This window comes from Flavobacterium sp. 3HN19-14 (assembly GCF_051373205.1).
In the GTDB taxonomy this organism is placed as follows: Bacteria; Bacteroidota; Bacteroidia; order Flavobacteriales; family Flavobacteriaceae; genus Flavobacterium.
Window position 1 is genome coordinate 2,744,740 of sequence record NZ_JBPPZT010000001.1, and the last position, 18,589, is coordinate 2,763,328.

Here is an 18,589-nt window from a genome sequence, read left to right on the forward strand (position 1 = left end):
AATTATTTTTTGGTTTTAAAGGTATAGGTCAATCCTAACTGGAACAAAATATTGGTGTTATAATCACCGAAGAAAAACCCGTCGCCGCTTTCATAATAGTCACTGTCCATAACATCTGCGATACCTTTTTTGAAACGGAATTCAAATCCGAGTCCTGACGGCGCCTGATAGCCAAAACCGGCATTGATGGCAAAATCGATATCAGATCCGTTTTCTGTACCATAAGCGTCTCCTGAAATCATATTATCCGAAAGCGCAATATCGAGAGAAGCTGCCGACCAATACATGAAATCCTTCAACAATATTGAATCTGTTCATCAATGTAATAGAAAGATAATTAATGTCAAGCTTAGATTGTTTGCCTGTGTATTGTATGTTATTTTCGTCATAATAACTAACATTTACATCTGCAGCACCCTGACGCGTGTAAGAAAGTTCAGGCTGCAAAGTATACCGCTTGGTCAGGTTCATTTCCATCAAAGCACCGACGTAAAAATCGGTTTTATATTTTCCGTCCGTTTCTGTAATGTTGGCGAAGTTAACACCGGCGCGAAGTCCCGGACTAAAAGTAGCTTGTGCATTCATCTGCGAAATTCCGAATGCGGCGAATAAGGCAATGATAATTCTCTTTTTCATGATTTTATTTTATGGGTTTAGGTAATTTAACGCAATACGCAATTTTAAATTTTGATGTTGGATGATAATTTGATTCGCAATCTCTTTTTCAGACGTGAAACTGATGTCGAATTTCTGTTTTTTACCCGACGAATGTACTATTTTATACAGTTTCTTGTCTGCTTTCGACGTAAAAAGATAGTTATAATTTTTCCCGTCAGCCGATTTAAAAACCCTATCTGTCTCGTTTTCAAATTGTTCAATTATTTGAAACTGATTTTTCAAAAGCAGCCTGAAATCTCCTTTTAAGGTGTTTATGATGATTTTCCGGTTCAAATCATCAACAATCGAATTTACTTTGAAATCATTTTCAGATATCTCGAAATCAAAAAGCTTGTTGCCGAATTCTGTAGTAAAAACGACACGATGCGTGCTTTCGTTTATTTTTTTGGCAATAAAAATCCCGGTCAGTTCATTGCCATAAACCGTAATATTGGTTTTGTATACGTAATCTGTTGTGGAATTTGCGAAATACGGATTTTGGAAAACAGTCTCTTTTGAAGCAACAGAAGTATAATCCTTCACAACATTCTGAGTCGCGCAGGAAGCAAAAACGAGAACAATCAGTACATTAATTACTAAAAACGGAGTCGTCGATTTTCGCATTTACAACTTTGTTTTTTAATACGATTAAAGTATAATCTTCTGAAGATTCAAGCAATTTTACCTGAATTACAGTCGATTCGTCTTTGTCAAAAGTAAGCTCAATTTGTTTGATGTATTTTTTTAATGTCGCGTCTTTCGGGATAAAACGCGTGACATTGTTCGATTTTGTCTTGAAATAAGAAATCGTAAATTCCTTATCGTCAAACATATCGCCATTGACGCTTCCTACAATCAGTTTGTTGATCTTGGCGAAAAGCTTGCTGCTGCTCATATCCATCGCACTTTTCTTTCCGGCATCATTGATGAGGATTTTCCCGTTTTTAAAAACGATGCTGTAATTGTATGGTTTTTTGTACTGCCAGCTGACGAGATTCGGCGCCTTGAATGCCATTTTTCCAGATGTTTCGATATCTTTAGAAAGAAAATCAAGGTGCTTGTACTGCGTAAAATCAGCGCTCATTGTCGTGATTTTCTTGGTAACGATAGCAACAGATTTCTTAAAAGCAGTAATTTCAGTATCAGACATTTTCGTTTCCTGTGCGAAAACCGAAATGCTGCAAAATACTATAAACAGTAATGTGGCGTAGATTCTAATCTTCATAAGCTTTGATATCCAGAAGCTGCTCCAGCGAAACAACTTCATATTTTTTTTCTTCGAGGAGCAGCAATAACCGTTCCAATACCTGCACTGTCGGCAAAGTCGTATCGTGCAAAAGTACGATTCCTCCCGGAGAAATTCTTTTTACAATCCTGTTAAAAATGATATTTTCGTGTTTTACGGCACCGTCAAGCGAACGGATATTCCAGCCGATCACCAAGTGTTTTGTAAATTTAAGCGCACGTGAAATCGACGGATTGGTGACTCCGTAAGGCGGCCTGAAAAATTTTGGCTTTTTGTTGATGATTTTTTGGATGATGGCATCTGTATTTTCCAATTCTGATTTTACGCGTCCTTTCCTGAAGAAATCAAAGAAATGTGAATGCGAATAAGAATGATTGCCGATGATATGACCTTCGGCATAAATCCTGCGAAGAATTTCCGGATGCTTTTCGATGTTTTTCCCAATGCAGAAGAAAGCTGCTTTCGCTTTATATTTTTGCAAGACATCGAGGATTAAAAGCGTATTCAGTCCCGCCCGTCATCAAAAGTAATCGCGATTTTCTTTTCCCTTTCATGTGGATTGCTGCAGAACGCCTTTACATGAAAATTCGAAGAAATCAACGACGAGCCAACCAGCAAAATCAAAAACCTGATCCCGAAAAGCACCAAAAACCAATACCATTCGACTTTGACAAAAAATCCAAAAAGGAACAGCAAAGCGAAAAAGACGAGGAAAATTATATTGGCATTTCGGTAATTCAGCATTTAGCAATCAAGGTAAAACTGTGGTTGATACCTTTATATTGGTTGTACAATAAAATCGTTTTGTAATCGGATTTGTTGACGTTATTGACGCTTAGAATTTCCGGAATCTGCTGTGTTTTCATCACTTTCGCACCAACCCAGAATCCAAAAGCAGAAGCGGTGTTATATTCGCCTGACAAATGTTTGTAGTACAATTGTGGCGTGTTTTGAAAGGTTTTTTGAGAAAGGATTTTGAAATAGTCATCTGTTCTTACATCGCCATTGAAACCAAGAATCACTGCGTCGATATCAGAAATTTCCAATGCATTCGATTGCAGGAAATCAGTTAATTTAGATTCCAAATCTTCTTTCCTGATTTCATTTTCAAAGCTGATATCTACAACTTCTGCATAAGAATTTTCATTTTGCTTATTTTCCAGAACGAAAAAGGTCGCGCCCTCTCCGTATACAACGCCGGAAGTTTCAGAATCCAAAATTTTATACGGACTTCCCTCCTTCTCTTTGATAAAACCAGCCAATTCAAAAAGCGAGGCAGTATATTCGTTGATTTCGTCGATTCCGCCTACTAAAATCGAATCTGCTTCTTCGGTTTCAAGCTGCATTTTCGCATCTAAAAGTGCCGATTCGAACGAAACTGCGCCATTTACATAAGTGAAATTATAAGCTTTGCACTGCAATCCCAATGCGATTTGCGCGCCAACAGTATTATGCGTCGATTGTATGAATGAAGTCGGTGTCAGGAATTGTTCGCCGTTGTCTAAAATCGCTTTCAGGAATTTATCCGAATCGTCGATACAGCCTAAACCGGTTCCGGTAATAATCGCATCAACGGTTTCTAAATTCGCTTCTTTCATTGCCAAAGTAGAAGCAACAATACCATTTTTTACGCCATTCGACATTCTTCTGATAGCCGCTGGCGGAATATAATCTTTGTAAACCGGCGTTTCTAAAGGCAGTACGTTCTGATCAGCATGCAATTCGGTATTTTCGAGAAAAATACTGTCAAAAGTTTTTTGTGCCGAAATACAGCCAACACCATTTATATAAATCTTTTTCATTGCTCTTTGGAAAAAATCAGCGTTGAACAATTACCGCCAAATCCAAATGAATTGGACAAAACATGGTCAATATTTTTTTGTTTCAAAGTCGTTTGCGGCAGCAAATTGAATTCGCTCATCGGCGTCTTGAAATTCAGATTCGGAAAAACAACGCCATTTTGAATGGCCAAAACGCTGTAAACTGCTTCAATCGCAGCAGCGGCGGCTAAAGTATGTCCGGTAAAAGGTTTGGTTGAACTGAAATCAGGTGTGTTTTCTTCACCGAAAATCCGCACAACGGCGCGTCCTTCAGACAAATCGTTATTTGGGGTTGCTGTGCCGTGAACATTGATATAATCGATATCTTCTGGTTTCAATCCGGAAACTTTAAACGCTTTTTCCATCGCAAGGAAAGCCCCATCACCATTTTCTGATGAAGCTGTCTGGTGAAAAGCATCGTTTGCATTGCCGTAACCGCTTACGCGCGCCAACACTTTTTTATTTTGCTTTTTTACGATTTCATCGGATTCTAATACCAGGAAAGCCGCAGCTTCTCCGAGATTCAGGCCTTTTCGGTCATTGTCAAACGGGCTGTTGTAATCATCCGACAAAATCATTAATGTTTTGAAGCCGTTGATGGTGAATTTCGCCAAAGCATCAGTTCCGCCAACAACCACGCGGTCTAACTTTCCTGATTTGATTAATCTTGCGCCTAGCATAATCGAATTCGCCGCAGAAGAACACGCAGTGCTGATTGTCGTCACAAGCCCTTTTAATCCAAGCTCGTTGGCAATTTTCTGTGCTACATCGCCGCCATCATGACAGCCAATATATTTTACGGTTTCCGGTTCAGTGAAATAATCGTAGAAATAACGCTCGGTCATGTCCATTCCGCCGACACTTGTGGCAGAAATGAGTCCGGTTCTGAATGCATTGATATCAGCAATTCCGGCGTTTTCAACGGCTTGTTTCGCCGCAATTGCACCAATCATGGCAGTTCGCGAAAAGTTATTATCAGCAGATAACCCGAGTTGTTTTTCAAAATCGGAATTGCTGTTTTTAATTTCGCCCACCTTGATTACCGGCGCATGAATGGTCTCAATATTTTCAATGTCGGTGATGCCGCTTTTGCTGTTTTGCAGCGACAGGAAATTTTCTTCAACCGAATTCCCGATTGCAGATATAATGCCCATTCCGGTAATGGCAACGCCTTTATTCATCGCGATTTATTTCGTTCTGTGTTCAGCGATATAAGCCGACATGGTTTCAATCGACTGGAAAATCGTCTTTCCGACTTTCGGATCGGCAAGTTTGATGCCGTAATCCTTATCCATCATCACGATCAGCTCTAAAGCGTCGATTGAATCCAGACCCAAACCGTCGCCAAAAAGCGCGTCGTTATCGTTGATATCTGCAACTGCGACATCTTCAAGGTTCAGGACTTCAATGATTTTTGATTTTAATTCTTGTTTTAAAGCTTCCATTTCTAACTGTTATATAATTTTGTTATTATCTCTTTTTTGTGTTCTGAATCCCCTTCGTTTCCAACCAAATAAAGGAAAGCGTTGTATGTTTCCTCAAAATATTCAACCCAGCCGCACAGCACTTTATCCGCTTTTTTCGTTTGTAAAAGCACATTCGCATAATTGGCGAGAAAGTCTCCGTTAAAGGCCTCAAATATAAAGAAAGAATTCTCACTTTTCAGCTGGTGGCGGATACTAATTTCGCCGAGACAGATATTGGGCAAAGTGTACACGAAAACGGCCGGGCTCGGAAAGTAATTTTCCTTGTCAGCAATGGAATTCTGGTACTTCACGTCGGTATCAAGACTTGAGGATTTATTGGCTAAAACGAGCGCAATGTTGTTTTCTTTTTCTGCATCGATTTCATTTTTCAACAGTAATTCTGCGGCAAGAAAAGCGAGTTTACTCAGATTGTCCATTTTGAAGAATTTCGGGTAACCGATTTCAAAATGCTGATAGGCTTTCTTCGAAAAATCTGAAAATGATTCAGCTTCCGATTGAAAAACCGATTTTCCATCGAGAAAAATTTCGTTTTCACGGATATTGCAAAAGGATTTTATACAGAATTTATTTTCCGACATCATTTCATTTTTTCGAATAAAACTGCTGTGTTGCAGCCGCCAAATCCTGACGCGGTTTTGAGGAAATACTGAATTTCGGCTACTTTATCTTCTGCAATAATATTGATAGGTTGGCTTACGCCGATTTCGTCAAAACCTAAAGATGCAAATAATTTATTTTGATGTGCTGATTCAATTGCGATTACGGTTTCAAGCAATCCGGAAGCACCTAAAGTATGCCCGAAAAAGCCCTTTAAACTGTTCACAGGTATATTTTCCAATCCCAATCTGTTAAAGGCAATGGCTTCCATTTCGTCATTGAAAGGCGTTGCGGTACCGTGTGCAGAAATATATCCGATTTGATTTCTGTCGATTTTAGCTTCAGAAAAAGCACTTTCGATGCTTCTGAAAAGTCCTTCGCCTGTTCTTGACGGCCCGGAAATATGGTTGGCATCGTTGATCGAACCGTCGCCTAAAACTTTCACTTTTGCATTTTCCTTATCGGAAGTAACTAAGGCAGCTGCTGTGGCTTCTCCTAAAGAAACGCCATTGCGGTTGGCAGAATACGGTTTGCAAGGCGCATCACTCATCGCCTGGAAAGAATTGAATCCAGACAATACAAATTCAGAAACTTCGTCGCCCGCTACAATAAAAACTTCATCGAACATTTCAGCCTGAATCAATCTTTTAGCGATTGAGACCGCTAAAATTCCCGAAACACAAGCATTTGAAACTACAATCGGTTCGGTTTTAAATTGGAAGAAATCAGCGATATTTTTTGCCAATTGGTGTAAATGTGCCTGCTGGAAATTTTTTTCAGATGGATTTTCTAAAGCCGTGACATTTCCTTTAGTTGTCGAAAGGATGAAACCAGTTCTCTCAGTCAGATTTTCTTTCACAATCGGATGCAAAGCCAGAATCATCATTTTCTCTAAGCGCGAGAAATTTTGCAGCGGCGTTATTTTCGCGAAAGCGGTATTTAAAGTTTCATCATCAATCATTGCGGCATAAAACGGCTTTTCGAGCATTTCATTTTCGTAACGACGAATGCCTGAAATCCCGCTTTCGATATTTTTGATATTGCTGGCGACATCAAACCCGAGCGGCGTGATGCAATTGGTGGCGCTGATGAAAACTTCCCTTGCCATATTTATTTTGTTAATCCGACTTTGCGTTTCCATGCTTCGTAAAATGGCGGATTGGTCAGCATCAGATTGCCGTCTTTATCAAGAAATACCTGAACGGTTTCGCCTGTGCAGGCGATTTCATTCTTAGCATCATAAATCGTGTACCTGAATATCATTTTTGCAGCCGGCGTATCTACAATCGTAGTTTCAATTCGTGCCACATCGCCATAGCGCAGTGACAACTTATGTTCGCAGGTCGATTTTACGATTGGCGTTGTAAAACCGCTGTCGAAAACATCGAGATACGAAATGCCATGTTTGCGCCCGAAAGCTTCCCTTCCATCCTCAAAATAGGTGATATAATAGCCATGCCATACGATTCCGAGTGGGTCAGTTTCGTTGAAACGCACGCGGATTGGCTCTGAAACGGTCAAATGTGCGGCTTCGTTAAACTGCTCTTTTTTCTTGTCATATAGTAGTGAAATGGTTGTGGCGATTAGGAAGAACAAAAATAATAAACTTATATCAGGTAAAATGTCTAAAAATGTTGCGTTTCTTAACAATACGCTGTAGAATCCGTTGAGGCCCCAGTTCATTGGTGAGGCCTGTGCGACAAGCTGCATGACTTTCGGCATTGCGAAGACCGGCACCCAAACACCGCCGACAGCCGCTAAAATAATGACAGATGTAGCTCCAAAAGGCGCTGATTGTTCTTGTGTTTTCGCAATTGTGCCGAGTAAAATTCCGTAACCGATGGCGGCAAATCCTGAAAATAATGCTACGATACTCATCAGGAATAAATTGCCTTGGACGTTAAGTGCAGGCAAACCTATTTTTGGGAAAAGGAAGACGGCAACCGCGACCATCATGTAGAATTGAATCATGCAAATGATCAGGTAAGTCACTGTCTTTCCTGCAAAAACGGTAATGTTTGAAACCGGATTGGTGCGTAAACGAATAAAAGTACCTTGACTTTTCTCTTTTACGATATTGATAGAAAGCGGAATTACAATAAAAAATATAGCGAATAATGTCCATGCCGGAACGTTATGTTGTGTAACATTCGGCAACATTTCCTTGTTGTTTACAAGCGGAATGATTTCTTTGAATGTGATGAAATTCTTCTGCTCAAATCCAGATGCGCCGCCTAATTGTTTTTCGAAAGTGGAATAAATCGATTTGGTTTCAATCTGTGAAATCATTTTATCGATAGAATTCATCACCGCGTTTTTGAAACTTATCTGTACTGCCGGATCAAAATATAACCTGACTTCTTTTTGTGGTGAATTATCAGCTTTTTCAGGTTCTTGAACGCTGTCGCCGGTTTCTAAATTCCTGACAATCTTTTCAACATTCTGGTCTATTTTTGTTTGTAAATCGGAACTTAATTTTTCAGGGATTACAATTCCGATTTGGTATTTCCCTTTAAAAACAGCTTCTTTCGCAGCAGTTTCCGTCAAAGGCTTTTCATCGAATTTCGTTATAACATCAAAAACTTCACTTTTCTGCAGGTTTTCAACAACTGATTTTGACACAGCTCCGTTATCGTTATCTACTAAAAGAACCTGGATTTTGGCACTTCCTGATTTTTTAAACGCATTATCCTGAATCAAAGTCACAGTGATAATCAATACCAATGGCATTAAAAACAAGATGATTACGCCGCCAAAATCTCTTTTAAGCAGCAATAATTCTTTGCGGACGGAAGTGAATAATTTATACATCGCGCAGGTCTTTTCCGGTTAATGCAAGGAATACGTGTTCGAGATGCACGGCGTCAGGCGTTGCGGCGATCAATGCTTCAGGCGATGCCATGGCGAAAATTTTTCCCTGATCAATGATGGCAATATCGGTGCAAAAATGTTCGGCCTCTGACAGGTGATGTGAAGTATAAATAATCGTTGTGCCGTTTTTATTTAATCTTGTCAGATACTCGATAATTGCGTTTTTGGAATGTACATCAACGCCGACTGTAGGTTCATCGAGGAAAAGCACTTTCGGGTTGTGGAGAATTCCGGCGATAAGGTTCACGCGTCGCTTCATTCCGCCTGAAAAAGTTTCGATGCGTTTGTCGGCGAATTTTAATAATCCTAATAAATCAAGGCTTTCAATTACTTTTTCTTTGAGATTATCGCCTTTAAGTCCGTACATACTACCAAAATACATCAGATTTTCTCTTGCTGTTAATGTTGGATAAAGCGCATATTCTTGGGGAACTACACCAATAATTTTTCTAATATCATTGCCGTTTTTGGCGTAAGTCAGTCCGTCGATGGTAAAACTTCCTGAAGTCGGTTTCAACAATCCGCAGAGCATTGAAATTAATGTTGTTTTTCCGGCGCCGTTCGCGAGAAGCCCGAAAATACTGCCTTTATTGACATCCAAAGTAAAATCATTGAGCGCAAAATCTTCTGCGCCTTTGTATTTTTTTGATAATTGCGTTATTTGGATAATATGCTGCAAAATTAGCGTATGGCTGCTTTTAGTTTCTTAAAAAAAACTTCTTCGCGGTTGGCGATATTTAAAAGTTCATCTGCGATGGTGTTATAGACGTCAGATTGCGTGCTTCGGTTCTTATAAACTCTTGAAGCATTTACGGCGAAATCACGCCATAAATCACCGATTTCAGTCATTTCGAGAGAAAGTTCACGGAGTTTATCATTCTGCAAAATCACAGAAGCTTCCTGAAGAAATGCCGCATAAATAAAACGGAAACCACCGCCGCCAGTACCGATTTCTTCCTGCATCCTGACCATTTGCGCCAAATAATGATTCGCTTTTTTGACGCCGTGTTTTACAGGCCATTTCCTGATTTGTGATGCGACGAACCTGATGCCGCGAACACCAATAATTGGCATTGGCGCCAACATATCACGACACGTATTTTTAATGCCTTTGATGATGGCACTTTTTAAATCAACATTTTTCGGAATTGAAATTGGGTAATAAATCTGGCCTTTCGGTGCAAAAGCGCCTTTGGCAAAACGCACTTTATTCAATTCGTCAAAAGTAAGTGTGGTTACCGTTTCCATCACCGGATCGCTGATCAGGTAATGTGTGTCGGTTTTTCCGTAAACCACGAGGTTGTGGGCATTGAAATGAAAGCGGTATTCATCAGGGAAATAGGTCAGGTTGTAAACGCCAACCTGTAATCCTGAAGGTATATTTTTTTCGAGGTTTTCATCTAAAGTCTTGGCAGCCGTGGCTTCGCTAGAGAATTTCTGTCTTTTGATTTTTAATCCTAAACGTTTTGCTAATCTGTTGAAAATCAATCCGGGCAAAGGCCTGTAACTGATTGCCGGTGCATGATTGACTTTTATAAAAGGCAGATATACAAAGAAAAGACCTGAACCAATTCCGAAAACCATGGGTTCACTTATATCCAATCCGTTGTTTTTCAATAAATTGGAAGCGACGCCATTTTCACAATGCGCAGACTGATGATGCGTGAAATTAATTTCCATTAATCTGTTTTAAAGTTTTTTAAATCGGCAAGTTTGATGTCGAATGCATTGGCATATTTCTGAAGGACTTTATCGCTTAATCCTGCGAAAACTGCAGGCTTGAAATGTCTTTTTACGCGCCACTTCCACATTCCGACGTAATCTGAAAGGATTGTCAAGTCCATTTTGCTGGCTTCCATGAAATAAGCAATCGGACTTACGATGCCATTTTTTACGTTTTCTTTTGCTTCAGAAATACGCTCATTAATTTCTTCTATTGAATTGGAAAGCGCGATTGTTTTTGGCTCCCAACCTGTACTTAAAGCTGTGGTGTAGTTGCCATTATCATCGGTTGCATAAACCAATTCTTTCATATTGCTTTTAGAAAGATTGCCTTTATCCTGTGGTACTGATTCTTTCTTCATTTTCGGCAGTTTTTATCGAATTATTGTCTTGTATAAAAAGATTGATTTCTGCTTCAAACAGTAAATGGTCTCTTTCATAAGTTTGGCAACTCATCGTACATAAACTGTATTCAGGCGTAACGAATTTCGAAACCAATGTTGCAATCGTGTTAATTGTAGTGCCAACTTTTGGGAGATTGTGAATTTTTAAGGTTTTTATGGCACTTATAAAACCCACGACATCTACATCTGTCTTGTCGTTATTATTTTCATCGACGAAGTAGCCTTTTCCAATTACTGATGAGCAGTTTTGCGCGGCGTTTTCAATGATTCCGGCTTCTAAAAATGTACCGTTTTGCACAAAGATATTATCTGCTTTGATTTCAAAAATACTTTCAACAACACTCTCATCCATCTGAATGATACGATCTACCATCAGCATTGGTGCACGGTGTGGCAGATAATTTTTTATGTCGAATGCATCAATCATATTATTTTGCTAAAACAGTTTTCATTTGTCCGCTGGCAATTTCGCTGCCATTCATTGTCGTTACAACATCTACAAGGGTAATGCCTGCAAATTCCTGAAGGATGGAAACTGTTGTTTTTATTTCATCTCCTAATTTCGGGAGTTCCGCGATGTCAATATTTTTGATAGAACCGATATAACCTGTCGGCGCAGGTTCTTTTCGCAAATAAAATTGATAACCGGTATGCAAAGCTACAGATTGCGCCATGTGCTCAACCAATCCTGATTCTATGAAACGGTCATTCTGGAAGAAAAGATTATCACTTTGGATGGTCAATCCGGAAATCAAAGACGTTTCCGTATAACCAAACATCTTATCCACCATCACAAACGGGAATTTCTGCGGTAATAATTGTTCTACGAAATCTTTTTCAAAGAAAACTTCCATATTAGTAGACGGTTAGATAAGCATAAGCGTAAGAAAATCTGCCGCTTTCAGGGACAGATAATAGGATTTTCTGCCCTTTTTTCAATTTTCCGGAATGCATCAATTCGTTCAAAGCTAAGTAAATAGATGCCGAGCCGACATTTCCGACTGAAGCTAAATTCATGAACCATTTTTCGTTCGGAATTACAATACCACTTTCAAGAAAAGAAGTTTTTAATCCGTTTACGAAATAATGCGAAGAAACGTGTGGCAGGAAATAATCGATTTCACTGGCGTCGACATTGTTTTTATCCAAAGCCGATTTCATGCTTTCGGCGCCTTTTATGAGGATATTCGCGTCTAATAATTTCACGTCCTGCTTGATGGCGAAGATGGAATTTTTAAGCCATTCGTCAGGATTATAATCGTTCCAGGCCTTGATGGTGCCATCTTCGAGCTTGTCGCCGCCGGCATACATGCAGGTTTCAAGTTCATGCGCGAATGAAAATGCTTCCATCCATTCGATTTTAAGCGAAATATCACCTTTTGGTTTATTTTCAAGCAATACAGCTCCGGCTCCATCGGATAACATCCAACGCAAAAAATCCTTTTTGAATGCCACGATCGGTTGTTCTTCCAAATGCTGCAAATTGATAATTTCCTGCTCGAATTTATTGGCCTGAAGCCACGTCGATACTTTTCTGAACCGGTGCAAACCGCATTTTCAGTATTTCCCGATCTTACGGAAAGGAAGCCGAATTTGAGTGAATTCATTCCGGCACAGCAAATTCCGGTAGACGAATTCAATTCGATAGATTTATTCGCCAGTAAACCGTGTACCATTGCTGCATGCGACGGGAAAAGATGTCCGGGGTTGATGTTCCGCACGACAATAATTGCATATCTGCTGCAGAAAAGCTGTCATCAAATAAATCTTTGATTGCATTTTCGGTCATTTCAGCATTGTTGTGCGTGCTGTTTCCGTCTTTGTCCAGCGCATAATAACGGCTGGTGATTTTATTGTTCCGAAGGATAATTCTTCTTGCCTTTGATGCCGCGTCATTTATTTTTCCGAGATAATGCTCCATCTCTTCGTTAGAAATGGGTTCATTTGGCAGGTATTTCCCGGATTTTGTGATGTATACTTCGAACATAATTAATTTAACTGCTTACTCCTTTATAAAATTTTGCATCGCGTCGGCGCCTGCCGATTTGAAATGGGGTTTTTAAGATGTGTAATATATATACAATTGGTGATATTATCCAAATTGCAAGCAACAAATATACGTTAAATACTTTAAGCCACTTTGTCCTGTTTTCCGGGTGTTTATGGATGAAATTCGACCATTTGCTGAAAATCTTATTGGCTGTTTTGTCGACCGTTACCAGATAAGAGCTGATTTTCACCGCGCCATCACTGACTAATTGCAGCTGAAGGTTATCGAAATCGTCATTTTTCAAGGCACTAAGAATCGATTTTCCGAATTTGGAAGATTCCTGAATGTCTTTATCAGAAACGCCAGGCAACGGGAAAATTCCGAGATATTTTTTCTTTACGCCTGAAAACATCCATTCGACGATTGTGATTACGCTGATGAGATTGCCAACGCGGTCAACCAAAGCAATATTTCCTTTTAAAACCGCATTGTTCTGCTTTAGCAAAACCTTGATTTTTTCCTGCGCCATTACCCACATATTGCGCGAACCGCTGATGGTGATGACCGGCGTATTGTTGAATAATTTCAAAGCTTCCGGGCTTTTCAAAAAAGAATTTATCGGAATTGAAGGCGACAAATACCAAACCTGGTAATGCAATAAAATCAAATCGAATTTAGTATGGAGGATTTCCGGATCGACCGGTTTCAAAGCAGCAGGAATCTGAAGAAATGATTCCGGAAAAGCATCAAAAAAGAATGCTTGTCCCAAGGAAACGGAAACGGTTTTTCCATCTGAATCTCATGGAATGTCAGTTTGACACCGCCGGATTCCAGCAATGGCTGCGTGACGCAATCTGCAATAGATTTCAACTGTCCCGACTGAGAATAATAAATGACAAGAACGTTTTTCATTTGATCTAACTGGCTTTAAATTCCTTGAATTTCCTCACTTTGTCGGATCTTTTCACATGAACCCAATCTGGCCAGGTGCTTTGGTCATCGGCATCATAAATCCGAATTTTCTGATTTTCATCTTCAATCATTAAATCTTCAGATTTGCAATTCAGAATCAGCGCCGCCGCTGCAACGCCTGAATGTGTCGCACCACCAACGCCGTGGGAAAGTGTACTGGCGCCGCAAAGATAAAGGTTTTCTATTTCCGACTTGTTTTTATACGAAAATCGGCCAACATGCTGGAGTGTTTTCTCGGTTCCGTAAACGTTCCCGCGGGTTGAATTGATGTAAAATTCGTTGGTCTTCGGCGTTCCGAGTTCAGCCTGAACGATATTTTGCTTCGCGCCAGGAATAATTTTCTCGAGATTGTTCATCAATTTATCGGTGACTTTCGCCTTGAATTTTTTGTAATCTTCGTTGTGATAATCTTCTAGTTCGTTGAATTGCTGCATTTTATCATAATTCACGTAAGTTACAATCTCGAAATTATGGTAACGCCCGTTGAAACTCACCGGATCTTTTATCGTCGTGCAACTCATGAAAACCGCCGGAAAAGAATCGCCGTCTTCGATATCGCGGTTCATCAGTTCGTCAAAATTGTCATCATCATTTTCATCTTTCATCATCCAGATATTTCCGGAATCGATACCGAATTGCGTGACATCCATATCTAAAGTCAGGAACAAAATCAAGGAAGTGACGGAATATTTGGTTTTGGCGAGTTTTTTAATAAGCCCTTTGCTGAGATGGCTTTCGCCGATTAATTGCTTGAAAGTAATCGAAGGATCGGCGTTGGAAACAATATTTTTCGCCATTATCTGCTGCCCGCCTTTCAACTGGACGCCAACAGCTTTTTTATTTTCGATGATGATTTTTTCTACGGGTTGCTCGACGCGGACTTCTCCTCCATTCCTTTTGATGCCGTTCGTCATCGCTTTAACGATACCGCCGCCGCCGCCCATTGGATAAAATCCACCGTCAAAGTAATGACTCATTACTGAGCAATGTACGGGGAAGCAGGCACGATTTGGAGGCAATCCGTGGTCGCCGCACTGGATATTCAGGAAAGCTTTGAGCATCGGGTCTTTTACGTGCCAGCCGATGACTTTTTTGAGTGGAAATAAAGCGAATTTCCCGAAATGTTTCGTGCGGAAAGGTACCGTGATTTTCTGCCACCAGCCTTTTAATTTCGGAATCAACAGTAATTCTTCGTTTACCTTTTGCACTAAATGCAGGTATTCGCGAATATTTTTTTCTTCTTTTGGGAATCTTTCAATAAGTTTTGTGCCGAAATTATCAACACCAGCAGGAAAATCAAAAGTTTCATTACCGACGATACAATGCTCAAAGCCATCTTCGTTCATACGGAAAAAGACCATGTCATTGGCGATGCCGAGGCCGCGGTACAATTCGCTTGTCGATTGGCCGTCATCGATATAACCGACATAGTGAACACCCGGACTGAAACGCTGTCCGTTCAATGTAAAACTATGGCTCCAGCCGCCCGGGACATAATGCTGTTCTAAAACCAGGACTTCTGCCCTGCCCTGGCGAGGCAAATGGCTGTTGCCAATCCGCCTACTCCCGAACCTATTATAATTGTATCGAATTCCTGCATATCATTTGAAGTCCGAAAAGATACAAATTTATTGTTCGTTTGCGGTTTAACAATTGTGAAATTAATTTTTAATGGTGATTTCCTAATTTCCCCCAGAAGTCAAAATAATTGAACCATTGCAACGGGTACTTTTGAATCATGTTTTCGACGCTTTCGATATACGCTTTCAGTAAAGCTTTTTCGTCACGATGTTTTACTTGCGCTTCGCGGGCATATAAGTGGTAATGCAGTTTAGGTTCTTTCATCACATACACAAAAACGACAGGAACTTGTAGTCTTGAAGCAATCAGGAAATAGACCGGCAGGGAAATTTGCGTTTTCACCTAATAATTCTGCGGATAAGGATTTCGTGCCTTCAAAATAACGGTCGCCGGTAAAGCAAACGAGTTCATTTCTTGCAAGCGCCGCATTGATTTCAAAAATATGCGATAAATCATCCTTGATGATGATGAATTTGATGCTAGATTTTTGTGAAATTCTTTCGAGATAATCCTTGATTGCAGAATGTTCCAAATCGGAAGTGACAAGGTTGATACTAAAATCGATGTCAATCTCTGAGAAAAAATATTCTGCAATTTCAAAATTTCCCATGTGAGCACTGATGAGTACACCGCCTTTTTTCTGCTCGAGAAGGTTGGTTAAGATTTCAACACCGTCGAATTCATAGGAGAATTTATCACGCATTCCGGCAGTAATCGAGACTTTATCGATAATTGTCTGCCCGAAGGTAAAATAACTGCGAAAAACCAGGGCTTTCGATTTCATATACGAATAACCAAGCCGTTCGCGGAAATAATAAAAAATTGCCCGATTGCTTTTCTTGAGAAAAAGGAAGTAGTAGGAAGCTACAAAATACAGAATAAAAATAAGCCGACCTGACGCCGGCATTTTTTATAAAAAAAACAAAAATCTTATAGCCTAAGGCCGTCCCTCTGGATTTTCCGTCCCATTCCGCCATGATGTGATTTTAAACTTGTATTTACGTATTAAATTAAAATCAGGCTTTGGCTTTTAACTTGTTTTCTATTAAATCGTAAAAATTCTGGAATGTAGCAATGCCTACGAAATCGGCTTCTACGAGTTTTACTCCAAAATTAGCTTCGATGGAAACCACCAAATCTACGTAATCAAGGCTGTCTTAAGCCTAATGTGTCTTTCAAAATCGCGTCTGGCTGGACGTCATCAATATCAACTTCAAACTCTTCCACCAAAAACCCATTGATCCTGCCAATAATTTCTTCTTTATTCATCGCTTTATTTAAACTTTTTTACTACTAATGCTGAATTTGTTCCGCCAAATCCAAAAGAGTTCGACAAAAATAAGTCTATTTTTTTATTTAACGTAGTTTTAACTAAGTTTAATTTTTGTGCGTCCTCATCCGGATTTTCCAGATTGATGTTTGGCGCTATAAAATCGTTTTGCATCATCAATACAGAATAAATGACTTCGCTTGCGCCTGCCATCCAGCATTCGTGGCCTGTCATTGATTTTGTAGAACTTACATAAGGGCCATTTTCGCCAAAATTTCAATGATTGCTTTTGCCTCATTAATATCCCCAACAGGCGTTGAGGTAGCATGTGCATTGATGTAATCGATTTCTGAAGGCTTAACATTTGCTTCGTCGAGTGCGCGCTGCATTGCGGTTGAATGGCCTTCAACATTTGGTGTAGAAATATGACCGCCATTCGATGAAAATCCGTAACCTATAACTTCAGCAACGATGTTTGCGCCTCTTTTGATAGCCGATTCATAGCTTTCAAGAATCAATGTTGCGCCGCCGCCACTTGGTACTAATCCGTCACGTCCGGCGTCGAAAGGCCTTGAGGCTTTTGCCGGTTCGTCTTCTCTTGGCGAAAAAACTCCGAGTCCGTCAAAACTGCTCATTGCATATTTGTTGATTTCCTGTGCACCGCCACAAATGACTGTATCCTGAAAACCATTCTTGATTAAAAAATAAGCCAATCCGATGGAATGCGAACCACTCGCGCAAGCCGCACTGATTGTCAGATTGATTCCGCGAAGACGGAAAATCGTTGACAAATTCATCGTCACGGTAGAATTCATCGATTTAAAAATCGCGCCTGAACCGATTAATGCCGTGTCTTTCTTTTCGCGGATGATGTCTGTTGCCTCGATGATTGCTTTGGAAACACTGTCATTACCGTACATGATGCCGACTTCGTTTTCATCGAAAAAAGCATCTTCGATTCCTGCATTTTTCAATGCTTCGATGGTGGCCATGTAGGCATATTCGGTTTCTTCACCGACGCTCATACGTTGCCTTCTGTTCAGCAGGTTTTTGAGATCGGGTTTTGGCACAAGTCCAGTCAGTGCTGACTGGAAGCCAAATTCTTTTCTTTCCGGGTCAAATGAAATTCCGGATTTACCTTCATATAACGACGCTTTTACTTCGTCGAGTGAAGTTCCTATACAGGAGTAAATTCCCATTCCGGTGATGACAACTCTTCTGCTCATGCTGTTTTATTTTCAGGAGTAAATGCCTCCGTTAATATTGATAATTTCTCCGGTGATGTAACTTGCTTTTCTGGAAACAAGGAAACTTACCAAATCTGCCACTTCTTCTGCTTCTCCGAAACGGTTTACAGGGACTAATTTTATCAGTTCCGCTTCGTCTAAATCGCTTGTCATGTCTGATTTTATGAAGCCCGGCGCTACAGCATTTACAGTGATATTGCGTTTTGCAACTTCTTGCGCCAAAGCTTTTGTAACAGCGACGATTGCGCCTTTTGCAGCAGAATAATTTGCCTGTCCGGCAGTTCCTTTTACACCTGAAACTGAGGCCAGATTCACAATTCTTCCGTATTTATTGCGCAACATTTTCTGCATGAAAAAATTCGTGACGTTGAAAAAGCCATTTACGGATGTATTGATTACCTGCGACCAGTCGTCGTGGCTCATCCACATAAAAAGGCCGTCTTTGGTAATGCCTGCATTGTTAACGATTACTTCAACTATTGCATTTGGATTGGCGTCCTGCCATTTTGTTAATGCTGCAGTCACCTCTTCTGAATTGCCGACATTGAACTGCAATATTTCGCCAGTATTTCCGGCAGCAATCACTTTTTGAAGTGTCGCTTCGGCTGCCGATTGGTTCGATTGGTAATTAATAAGGATATGATAATCGGAATCTTCGGCTAATTTTTGGCAAATTGCGCTGCCGATTCCTCTTGATCCGCCTGTTACTAATGCACACTTCATTA

At 40.2% G+C, this 18,589-nt stretch carries 19 protein-coding genes and 6 pseudogenes; all 25 read right to left on the reverse strand.

Annotated elements, in window-relative coordinates:
- Window positions 1-2 precede the first annotated feature (2 nt).
- Window positions 3-287 carry a hypothetical protein gene (locus ACSLFW_RS14800; protein WP_436556407.1) on the reverse strand — a complete coding sequence of 95 codons (285 nt, stop codon included), beginning with the start codon at window positions 285-287 and terminating at the stop codon, window positions 3-5.
- A complete protein-coding gene (locus ACSLFW_RS14805; RefSeq protein WP_436556408.1) occupies window positions 244-636 on the reverse strand; it encodes an outer membrane beta-barrel protein in 393 nt (130 codons plus the stop codon). Before ACSLFW_RS14805 ends, ACSLFW_RS14800 begins: the two co-directional genes overlap by 44 nt.
- 9 nt (window positions 637-645) lie before the next feature.
- The gene (locus ACSLFW_RS14810; protein WP_436556409.1) at window positions 646-1,281 is read right to left on the reverse strand and encodes a hypothetical protein; all 636 of its coding nucleotides are present in this window, start codon (window positions 1,279-1,281) and stop codon (window positions 646-648) included.
- Window positions 1,247-1,882, reverse strand: coding sequence for a LolA family protein (locus ACSLFW_RS14815; RefSeq protein ID WP_436556410.1), 636 nt, complete (start codon window positions 1,880-1,882; stop codon window positions 1,247-1,249). Before ACSLFW_RS14815 ends, ACSLFW_RS14810 begins: the two co-directional genes overlap by 35 nt.
- Window positions 1,872-2,384, reverse strand: coding sequence for a polysaccharide deacetylase family protein (locus tag ACSLFW_RS14820; RefSeq protein WP_436556411.1), 513 nt, complete (start codon window positions 2,382-2,384; stop codon window positions 1,872-1,874). The genes ACSLFW_RS14815 and ACSLFW_RS14820 overlap by 11 nt, the downstream gene beginning before the upstream one ends.
- Window positions 2,385-2,407: 23 nt before the next feature.
- Complete coding sequence (locus tag ACSLFW_RS14825; RefSeq protein ID WP_436556412.1) at window positions 2,408-2,647, reverse strand: hypothetical protein; 240 nt, start codon at window positions 2,645-2,647, stop codon at window positions 2,408-2,410.
- Window positions 2,641-3,705 (reverse strand): beta-ketoacyl synthase N-terminal-like domain-containing protein, encoded by a 1,065-nt coding sequence (locus tag ACSLFW_RS14830; protein WP_436556413.1) that lies wholly within the window; start codon window positions 3,703-3,705, stop codon window positions 2,641-2,643. Before ACSLFW_RS14830 ends, ACSLFW_RS14825 begins: the two co-directional genes overlap by 7 nt.
- Window positions 3,702-4,904: a beta-ketoacyl-[acyl-carrier-protein] synthase family protein gene (locus ACSLFW_RS14835; RefSeq protein ID WP_436556414.1), complete on the reverse strand. Its 1,203-nt coding sequence runs from the start codon at window positions 4,902-4,904 to the stop codon at window positions 3,702-3,704. Before ACSLFW_RS14835 ends, ACSLFW_RS14830 begins: the two co-directional genes overlap by 4 nt.
- Window positions 4,905-4,910: 6 nt before the next feature.
- Entirely contained in the window at window positions 4,911-5,168 is a 258-nt protein-coding gene (locus ACSLFW_RS14840) for a phosphopantetheine-binding protein (RefSeq protein ID WP_436556415.1), read from the reverse strand.
- 2 nt (window positions 5,169-5,170) lie between these two features.
- Window positions 5,171-5,788 (reverse strand): 3-oxoacyl-ACP synthase, encoded by a 618-nt coding sequence (locus tag ACSLFW_RS14845; RefSeq protein WP_436557464.1) that lies wholly within the window; start codon window positions 5,786-5,788, stop codon window positions 5,171-5,173.
- Entirely contained in the window at window positions 5,788-6,915 is a 1,128-nt protein-coding gene (locus tag ACSLFW_RS14850; protein WP_436556416.1) for a beta-ketoacyl synthase N-terminal-like domain-containing protein, read from the reverse strand. Before ACSLFW_RS14850 ends, ACSLFW_RS14845 begins: the two co-directional genes overlap by 1 nt.
- Window positions 6,916-6,917: 2 nt before the next feature.
- Window positions 6,918-7,328: an acyl-CoA thioesterase gene (locus tag ACSLFW_RS14855; RefSeq protein WP_436557465.1), complete on the reverse strand. Its 411-nt coding sequence runs from the start codon at window positions 7,326-7,328 to the stop codon at window positions 6,918-6,920.
- Window positions 7,329-7,352: 24 nt separating this feature from the next.
- Window positions 7,353-8,618, reverse strand: a pseudogene (locus tag ACSLFW_RS14860) (ABC transporter permease); the annotation flags it as partial.
- Window positions 8,611-9,357: an ABC transporter ATP-binding protein gene (locus tag ACSLFW_RS14865; RefSeq protein ID WP_436556417.1), complete on the reverse strand. Its 747-nt coding sequence runs from the start codon at window positions 9,355-9,357 to the stop codon at window positions 8,611-8,613. The gene ACSLFW_RS14865 and the pseudogene ACSLFW_RS14860, both read right to left, overlap by 8 nt.
- A gap of 2 nt (window positions 9,358-9,359) precedes the next feature.
- Window positions 9,360-10,358, reverse strand: a complete 999-nt coding sequence (locus tag ACSLFW_RS14870; protein ID WP_436556418.1) for a BtrH N-terminal domain-containing protein — start codon at window positions 10,356-10,358, stop codon at window positions 9,360-9,362.
- Window positions 10,358-10,762 carry a hypothetical protein gene (locus ACSLFW_RS14875; RefSeq protein ID WP_436556419.1) on the reverse strand — a complete coding sequence of 135 codons (405 nt, stop codon included), beginning with the start codon at window positions 10,760-10,762 and terminating at the stop codon, window positions 10,358-10,360. Before ACSLFW_RS14875 ends, ACSLFW_RS14870 begins: the two co-directional genes overlap by 1 nt.
- Window positions 10,734-11,231, reverse strand: a complete 498-nt coding sequence (locus ACSLFW_RS14880) for an ABC transporter permease (RefSeq protein WP_436556420.1) — start codon at window positions 11,229-11,231, stop codon at window positions 10,734-10,736. Before ACSLFW_RS14880 ends, ACSLFW_RS14875 begins: the two co-directional genes overlap by 29 nt.
- Window position 11,232: 1 nt before the next feature.
- Entirely contained in the window at window positions 11,233-11,658 is a 426-nt protein-coding gene (locus tag ACSLFW_RS14885) for a hypothetical protein (protein WP_436556421.1), read from the reverse strand.
- Window position 11,659: 1 nt separating this feature from the next.
- Window positions 11,660-12,791: pseudogene (locus ACSLFW_RS14890) on the reverse strand (beta-ketoacyl-ACP synthase III).
- 7 nt (window positions 12,792-12,798) lie between these two features.
- Window positions 12,799-13,706: pseudogene (locus ACSLFW_RS14895) on the reverse strand (dialkylrecorsinol condensing enzyme DarA).
- A 5-nt stretch (window positions 13,707-13,711) separates the two neighbouring features.
- Entirely contained in the window at window positions 13,712-15,307 is a 1,596-nt protein-coding gene (locus tag ACSLFW_RS14900; RefSeq protein WP_436556422.1) for a phytoene desaturase family protein, read from the reverse strand.
- 127 nt (window positions 15,308-15,434) lie between these two features.
- Window positions 15,435-16,324, reverse strand: a pseudogene (locus ACSLFW_RS14905) (LpxL/LpxP family acyltransferase).
- A gap of 39 nt (window positions 16,325-16,363) precedes the next feature.
- A pseudogene (locus tag ACSLFW_RS14910) lies at window positions 16,364-16,616 on the reverse strand (phosphopantetheine-binding protein).
- A 4-nt stretch (window positions 16,617-16,620) separates the two neighbouring features.
- Window positions 16,621-17,843 (reverse strand): annotated as a pseudogene (locus ACSLFW_RS14915) (beta-ketoacyl-[acyl-carrier-protein] synthase family protein).
- A gap of 12 nt (window positions 17,844-17,855) precedes the next feature.
- Window positions 17,856-18,587, reverse strand: coding sequence for a 3-oxoacyl-ACP reductase FabG (gene fabG, locus ACSLFW_RS14920; protein ID WP_436556423.1), 732 nt, complete (start codon window positions 18,585-18,587; stop codon window positions 17,856-17,858).
- Window positions 18,588-18,589: the final 2 nt, after the last annotated feature.

Excerpts from the sequence above, each read along its gene's own strand:
- ACSLFW_RS14870 (WP_436556418.1), bottom strand. The coding sequence starts at position 10,358 with ATGGAAATTAATTTCACGCATCATCAGTCTGCGCATTGTGAAAATGGC.
- ACSLFW_RS14810 (WP_436556409.1), bottom strand. The coding sequence starts at position 1,281 with ATGCGAAAATCGACGACTCCGTTTTTAGTAATTAATGTACTGATTGTT.
- ACSLFW_RS14805 (WP_436556408.1), bottom strand. The coding sequence starts at position 636 with ATGAAAAAGAGAATTATCATTGCCTTATTCGCCGCATTCGGAATTTCG.
- ACSLFW_RS14840 (WP_436556415.1), bottom strand. The coding sequence starts at position 5,168 with ATGGAAGCTTTAAAACAAGAATTAAAATCAAAAATCATTGAAGTCCTG.
- ACSLFW_RS14825 (WP_436556412.1), bottom strand. The coding sequence starts at position 2,647 with ATGCTGAATTACCGAAATGCCAATATAATTTTCCTCGTCTTTTTCGCT.
- ACSLFW_RS14845 (WP_436557464.1), bottom strand. The coding sequence starts at position 5,788 with ATGTCGGAAAATAAATTCTGTATAAAATCCTTTTGCAATATCCGTGAA.
- ACSLFW_RS14885 (WP_436556421.1), bottom strand. The coding sequence starts at position 11,658 with ATGGAAGTTTTCTTTGAAAAAGATTTCGTAGAACAATTATTACCGCAG.
- ACSLFW_RS14830 (WP_436556413.1), bottom strand. The coding sequence starts at position 3,705 with ATGAAAAAGATTTATATAAATGGTGTTGGCTGTATTTCGGCACAAAAA.
- ACSLFW_RS14875 (WP_436556419.1), bottom strand. The coding sequence starts at position 10,762 with ATGAAGAAAGAATCAGTACCACAGGATAAAGGCAATCTTTCTAAAAGC.
- ACSLFW_RS14880 (WP_436556420.1), bottom strand. The coding sequence starts at position 11,231 with ATGATTGATGCATTCGACATAAAAAATTATCTGCCACACCGTGCACCA.
- fabG (WP_436556423.1), bottom strand. The coding sequence starts at position 18,587 with ATGAAGTGTGCATTAGTAACAGGCGGATCAAGAGGAATCGGCAGCGCA.
- ACSLFW_RS14800 (WP_436556407.1), bottom strand. The coding sequence starts at position 287 with ATGTATTGGTCGGCAGCTTCTCTCGATATTGCGCTTTCGGATAATATG.
- ACSLFW_RS14835 (WP_436556414.1), bottom strand. The coding sequence starts at position 4,904 with ATGAATAAAGGCGTTGCCATTACCGGAATGGGCATTATATCTGCAATC.
- ACSLFW_RS14815 (WP_436556410.1), bottom strand. The coding sequence starts at position 1,882 with ATGAAGATTAGAATCTACGCCACATTACTGTTTATAGTATTTTGCAGC.
- ACSLFW_RS14850 (WP_436556416.1), bottom strand. The coding sequence starts at position 6,915 with ATGGCAAGGGAAGTTTTCATCAGCGCCACCAATTGCATCACGCCGCTC.